4 protein-coding genes are annotated in these 6928 nt (G+C 39.4%); 2 read left to right on the forward strand and 2 right to left on the reverse strand.

Going from position 1 to position 6928, the window contains the following annotated elements:
* Positions 1-308: 308 nt before the first annotated feature.
* Complete coding sequence (locus tag ACTNA4_RS15600; protein WP_441031031.1) at positions 309-1151, reverse strand: Rpn family recombination-promoting nuclease/putative transposase; 843 nt, start codon at positions 1149-1151, stop codon at positions 309-311.
* A 268-nt stretch (positions 1152-1419) separates the two neighbouring features.
* Positions 1420-4422, reverse strand: a complete 3003-nt coding sequence (locus ACTNA4_RS15605; protein ID WP_441031034.1) for a hypothetical protein — start codon at positions 4420-4422, stop codon at positions 1420-1422.
* 215 nt (positions 4423-4637) lie between these two features.
* Here ACTNA4_RS15605 and ACTNA4_RS15610 point away from each other — a divergent pair, with 215 nt between their 5' ends.
* Together ACTNA4_RS15610 and ACTNA4_RS15615 are read left to right on the forward strand one after the other, a co-directional pair.
* Positions 4638-5354 (forward strand): LytR/AlgR family response regulator transcription factor, encoded by a 717-nt coding sequence (locus ACTNA4_RS15610; protein ID WP_441031037.1) that lies wholly within the window; start codon positions 4638-4640, stop codon positions 5352-5354.
* Between the two features lie 79 nt (positions 5355-5433).
* Complete coding sequence (locus ACTNA4_RS15615) at positions 5434-6702, forward strand: sensor histidine kinase (RefSeq protein ID WP_441031040.1); 1269 nt, start codon at positions 5434-5436, stop codon at positions 6700-6702.
* Positions 6703-6928 lie beyond the last annotated feature (226 nt).

Genomic DNA, 6928 nt, shown 5'->3' on the forward strand with positions numbered 1-6928 from the left:
GCCATAACCTATCCTCCGTAATTGTAGTGAAATAGTCTAAATATCTTTCGCCTACAATTATAGAGGAAATCAGAGTGTTAGAAAATCCGCAGGAATATTTGGCGCTTACGATACTGAAGACGTGGATATTTGATATCTGACATACCATTCCTTGAAATTGTAGCTGTTCTGATTATTATTTCATACAAAAACGCCTCGCAAAATGTGAATATTTTGCGGGGCGTATATTATGCATTTTACAGTTCCATTTAATGATCTATCTCTTTACAAAATTCCTCTATCGTTTCCGATTTTGCTGCCAAACGCAGCTACTTCTTCAATACTTCCGGATCCGTTTCTGCGAAAATTTCTGCCTTCACCTTTTCCGGAACTTCTCCTTTATCCTCAAGTAATTCCAAAACAGATTCTATTTTTCCATTAATAATTCCAATCTGTTTTCCCTCGTCTCGTATAATCCGTTCTCTTTCTTCCATCTTCATATACTCTACCTCCATATCCGCACTGGCTTTGATTTCTCGTATGCTCTCATGCAGACGTTTCAGCCTCTCATCACATTCATCTGGAAGTCCATTTTCATTACTTTCCGTTACATAGTGAAGAAAATCAACCAACTCCTTCGACACTTCTTCCTCATTCTCACCTTTTGTGCTCAAAAGCAGTTTTGTTACTTCATCTCCTAAGCGCAGTCCTGGAACTTCTTTGCACTGATTATCAAATGTATAGCAATATTTCTTCTTTCCATATGGATCATAATTACAAATGATAATAATGTAGAGTGGATTCATCTTATCAAATCCTCGCTCTCCACTTTTGAGTATCGGTGCATCTATCAGTGCTTGATAGAATCTGGTCCGCTTCGGAATATTTCCTTCATTACGATTCTGCATTTCTACATCAAATATCCTTCCATCTTCCGATTCTGCAATGAAATCCAGCCTAACTCCACGCTTTCCCGGAAGATTGTGAATTACTTTCTGTCCAGATTTCCACTTCAAACTCTTAAGCCTAAGTCCTGTAGTCAGTTCGATAATTGCCTTACAATTTTCAAGTTCTTCCGTTGCCACATCAAACAAGAAATCGTCTGTAAGATTCAGTTCCTGCAATGTCTTGCTTTCCTTCGCCTGCATTATGAAATTTTCGTTTTTTACCATACGGTTCTCCTTTTATTATACTCATCTACAGTTACTTTTTCAAACATGGAATTCCGGACGATTCTGTCCGTTTTGATCGAAGCAGAACTGCTTCTTAAAATATCATGATCACTATTTCGAATGTTTGAGTGGACTTATCATATCATAACATTCCTATCTTCTCAACAAGAAAATACTTATGTTTTTCTTAAGGAAAATCGCCCCGCAAAATGTGAATATTTTACGGGGCGTATATTATGCATTCCTGTTTTATTAAATTATGAGGTTATTATCTTCTTCTCTGTCTTCTGATTACTCTGAGAGAACCTACGATACAAACAGATGCTGCTAATAGGATGAACCATGCAATCAAGTTACTGTTGTCTCCTGTTTTTGCTGATTTAGAAGCTGGCTTCTTTCCTACGTCAGTCTTACCTGTATCTTTTGTATCTTTCTGTGCTACTGTCAGAGTTGTCTCTGCGGAACCATCTGTGAAGTTCACCTTAACAGTATGCTTTCCTGCTGAAAGGCTGCTCATATACTCCTTTGAAAATGTAATGATTGTGGAACCACTCTTGGCTGTGTAGTTCTTGCTGTCTACAACCTTTCCATCCATCTCAACACTTACAAATTTGCTGAACTCACCGTTAGCACGGATTGTGTATGTACCATCTGCATTGATTGTGTATGTACCGGCAGCACCTTCAATGATTTTGTATGTAACAGGTGCAGGTGTTGGTAATTTCGCAATTGCTTCTGCCTCCAAAACTGTTCTACATACAGTACATTCTCTATGTCTGCTTCCCGCCTCTGTCACTGTTGCTTCTTTATCTACAATCCAGTCACCTGCTCTATGTCCGGCAGCCTCTTTTGTCTGCACATCTTTTGTCTGAGCAGCAAATGCTGTATTGTTAAATGTTGCTGTGTAAGTTGTGAGCTCAGGTTCTGTACAGGACTGCTTCTGTGTTACTTCTGAAGTCATCTGTGCTTCTTCGTTTTCCACTACTGTCTGACACCTCTTACAACTGATTGTTGCAGTACAGGTTGTATTATCATTACTCCATGTGTAAACTGAATCACCATAATCATGTTCGGTTTTGGCAATGACCATATCAGAATAATTAACCGGATTTTCTGCATCTTTATCAGAGAAGCAATGCTGATCTTCCGTGCAGATATAATATGCCTGATTTCCTTCCTCAGTACATGTTGGAGCTTTTGCTTCGACTAATTTCAAATGAAGCTTATGCTGATGTCCTAACTTATTGGCAATGATATATCCACATTCTTTACACTTCTGATCCTGATTTTCTGTCGGTGCTTCAATATCTGGAATGTGTTCTTCCCTATTCTCCTTAGTGCAGTCTTTATTCTGACATACTGTCCAGTGACCAGACTCCTCTTTCTGCATCTCTCCGCCAAAGTTGTGCTTTGCTTTTGCTGCTACAAATACATAATCACATCTTACACATGTTACGGCTGTTGTGCAGTCTCCGTCATCTTTGTTTGATGTATGACCAAGTGCAGCCGCTGTCGATACTTCTTTCTTCTGTGTCTTGAAAACATTGTTTTTAAATGTTGCTGTGTACAATGTCTTCTCTGGAAGCTCGCATGTTTGTTTCTGTGTTACTTCCGAAGTCACAGTTGCTGTTTCATCCACTTCCTGTCCACAGTTTTTACAAACTACATGTGCTTTACATTCCGTGTTGCCTGCATTCCAGATATACTCAACATTTTTATATTCATGCTCACCGTTTACCTCAACATTAACAGTTGTACTGTTACCTGCTATATCTGTTGCAGTGATTGTATGTGTTCCGGCTGCCAACTGATATGTTCCGCTTGTTCCAAGAGATTTCTCTCCGTCTTTCACATCTGCAAGTCCACTTAACGCATCACTTACTGAAAATTCTTTTGATGTACCGCAGTAAACTATTCCATCTTTCAGTCCATCGATAACCGGCGCGGTCTTATCCCGTTTGTATGTTAAGTATCTACGATATACTTTTCCAGATGCACTCTGCACATAGATTGTAACATTTCCGTTATCCGTTTCAATACCGCCAAAATCTGTGCTGTCTGCAAAGTGGTTTGTAGACATAATTGCAACTTTATTGTCTCCATTACCTGTAATAATAACTTTATCCTTTGCCCAGCCTGCCGCATTGATTCCAGATACGGTACACATATCAGAAGTTGCTTCTCCATATTCGATTACAAACTTCCATGCAGAATCTGTTAAGTCAGTAGCTCCATCATACTCATCATTTTCAGCAACATCAATCTTTACAGTATAAGGTCCGCCAACTTCTGTCGGCAATCCGTCAAAGAGTTTATTATCTGCATCATAATATTTTACAGTAATATCACCACAGTCATTATCACCATTAAATACGACTTTTGATTCTTTGCCTCTTTTATCGTAAATCAAATCTGATGGAGCAGAAAATGTGAAGTCAGCTGCCGTTAATGTCTTCTTTCCCGGATACTCTTTCCCCTTTGCATAGCCTTCTGGATAGGAATTTGTATGACTATATAAAGCCTGCGTTTCTCCTCCTGCCTTTAATATTCCACCTTTGCATATGATATTATAATCTGCTTCAATACCATAACCTGTTGATTTTGCATTCTTTGCTGTTGCAGTAACTTCACCGCCATTCATGATAAAGCTTCTGTCACATTCAATTCCACGGCTTACACTGCTGGTGGAATTATCCGCACTGGCAGTTACTTTTCCACCATTCACAGTGACATCACCATACATATAAATTCCGCTGCTTCCCGCTGAAGCTCGTCCTTCTGCTTCAATTGTTCCACTCTCTATAATAAGATTTTGCCCACTAATTCCATGGCTGGTTCCACCTGTACCGCCTTTGACAGTAAGCGAACCTTCACCGCTGATAACAAGATCAGAATAACTAAAAATTCCAGCGTTCCAGTAGGATCTTTTTGATGTGTTTTCAATGTAATTGTTTCCCTGAAGCTTAATATACAAAGTAGCAGGCGATTGATTCGCCGAATTCGGTCTCAGAACGCAAATTCCTCCTCTGTTCGAACTGTCCGGGGTTTTACCCTCACCTTTATAATAGAAATTATCCAGCGTCAGTGTACCTGTCTCTGCATCATAACTCCAGCCATTTCCACTTGTGCATTCACTTGTAACTTCTGTGTCTCCGACCCATATGCCATAACCCGTCGCCGCCTCTGCCTTCACCGCCATTCCCGGCAGCATGGTCAGTACCATCGCCAGCGCCATCAGGCATGCCCAGGCTTTTTTCTTCATCTTTTTCATCTCTTTTGTCTCCTTTGTATTTTATGCATACTACCTATTTCATTACCAAATTAATTATCCTAATCCCATCTAACATTATATCTATTTTCCTGTCCTATTTTTGTCTCCGGCGCGAGTTGTCATTTATACGGCGCGAACTGCAATTTGATTTTATTGAAAGAAAAGTGTTTCTATATTAAAATGTATTTATAGAAAAGATGAACTGGAGTGAGAATATGCTGAAAATAGGCATCTGTGATGACAGCAAGATGTTCCTGATCTGTGCTGAAAAATTAATTCGGAAATGGTCCGATGAACGCCGGATCCCGGTAAAGATATACACTTTTAATAACGGTGATAAGCTAGTCGCTGCCAATACAGAAGAACGGCTAGATATTATTTTTTTGGACATTATCATGCCTCTTTTAAATGGTATGGATGCTGCCAGGGAACTTCGTCAGCGCGATAAGTCCGTTAAAATCATCTTTCTGACTTCATCACCGGAATTTGCCTTAGAGTCTTATGAGGTCAAAGCTCAGGGATATGTGCTGAAACCAATTGCCTATGATAAGCTCAAGGAACTTTTGGACGAATGTGCCCAATCATTTGCAGAAGAACCAAAGAACATGGTAATCAAAACTGTCACCGGTTATCAGAAACTGTATTTTCATGAAATTGAATACGCAGAAGCTCAGAATAAGAGAGTTTTCTTTCATCTGCGCTCCGGCAATATCATAGAGTCCGCAGAACCATTTCATTCCTTTGAGGATCGTTTCTCTTCGCAGGATGGATTTTTCAAATGTCATCGAAGCTACCTTGTATATCTGCAAAATGTAGATCATTTTACCGCAGCTGAGATTACTACGAAATCCGGGCGGAACATTCCGGTTTCCAGAGGCTACGCAAAAGCTTTCAAAGAGGCCTATTTTGCCCAGATATTCCAGGACTCCTGATATATAGATATGTTTTCCACGATTTGTACACCGGATCTGGATTTTATCCACATATTTTCGAACAAAAGAGGAAACTACGATGCTTGTAAATATTTTAAGCCTGATTCATAACACAACTACATTATTGTTCGGTGTCTACGCATCTGCTGCATTTCTCGGCATCCGCATGAACCGGAGGAATATCCTTGCCTTGTTAACTTTTTCGTGTATTACAGGTGTTTTTTATGTGCTTTCTTTTGTATTGCATGGAACCAGTTTCACGGAACAGGTCTATCCTTTCATTATTCACATTCCGCTTGTATTGTTTCTTACTTTTTATTACAAATATAAAATGGCCAACTCCATTTTGGCTGTTCTGACTGCATACCTCTGCTGCCAGATCAGTAACTGGACCGGAATTGCAGCAATGACATTGACCAGTCAGGAATGGATCTATTACAGTGTCCGTATCTGCGTGACCATTATCGTATTTATCCTGCTTGTCCATTACGTTTCCGATATTACTGCACAGCTTCTGCAGAAGCCGGCTCGTTCACTGGCTATCCTCGGATTTATGCCTTTTGTCTATTACATCTTTGATTATATGACAAGTAAATATACTTTACTTCTTTATTCCGGTTCAAAGGTAGTTGGCGAATTTCTTGGATTCGTGCTCTGCATCACTTATCTGATGTTTTTGTTTCTTTATTTCAAGGAATACGAAGCCAATAAAGAAGCAGAACAGCGCAACCAAATTATGGAAATGAAGCGGATCCAGTCTGAAAAGGAACTGGATGCGATACGCCGCTCCGAACACGCTGTCTCTATTCTGCGCCATGATATGAGACATTTTTTATTAAGCATTTCTTCTTATATTGAAAATAACGACAATGAAAAAGCATTGGAATATATTAACGAAGTCATCCATACTTCTGACAAAACCGTAACACAGCGATATTGTAAAAATGAAATTATAAACTTAATTCTATCTTCTCATGAGAGTGAACTGGAACATAACTATATTCATTTTGAATACTCTATACAACTTCCGGAGACTCTTGCAGTCTCTGACGTGGATATGACTGCAATTCTTTCCAATGCTTTGGAAAATGCGATCCATGCAGTCCTGAAACTTCCGGAAGCGAGACGTGAGATTAAACTGGATATGCGTCTGAATGAAGAAAAATTACTGATTTCTCTGAAAAATACTTATGCAGATAAGCCGGAATTTATGAATGGACTTCCATATACTTCCGAAGCCGGACACGGGTTTGGAACAAAAAGTATCTGGTATGTTGCTGAAAAACTGAATGGAAGCTGCCAGTTTTCGGTGACAGATACTTACTTTATTCTGCGCGTTATTCTATAACACATGATTTGCGTTTTTTATTGGATTTTGCTATGATACAAACAACAAAAACATATCCATCAGAAGGTAGGCATATGCGAGTCGCTTTTGCTGATGATGATCCAAATGAATTAAAAACTAAGACTTCCCATACCCAAAATGGGATTTGTACCTTGAAAATTCAATATTTCAGCTAATAAAATAGCGATTTATGCCACTGCAACCTGTGTATGAAGCGCATCGCGCA

Origin of the sequence: Bariatricus sp. HCP28S3_A7 (assembly GCF_052066375.1) — a bacterium.
GTDB lineage: Bacteria > Bacillota > Clostridia > Lachnospirales > Lachnospiraceae > Allocoprococcus.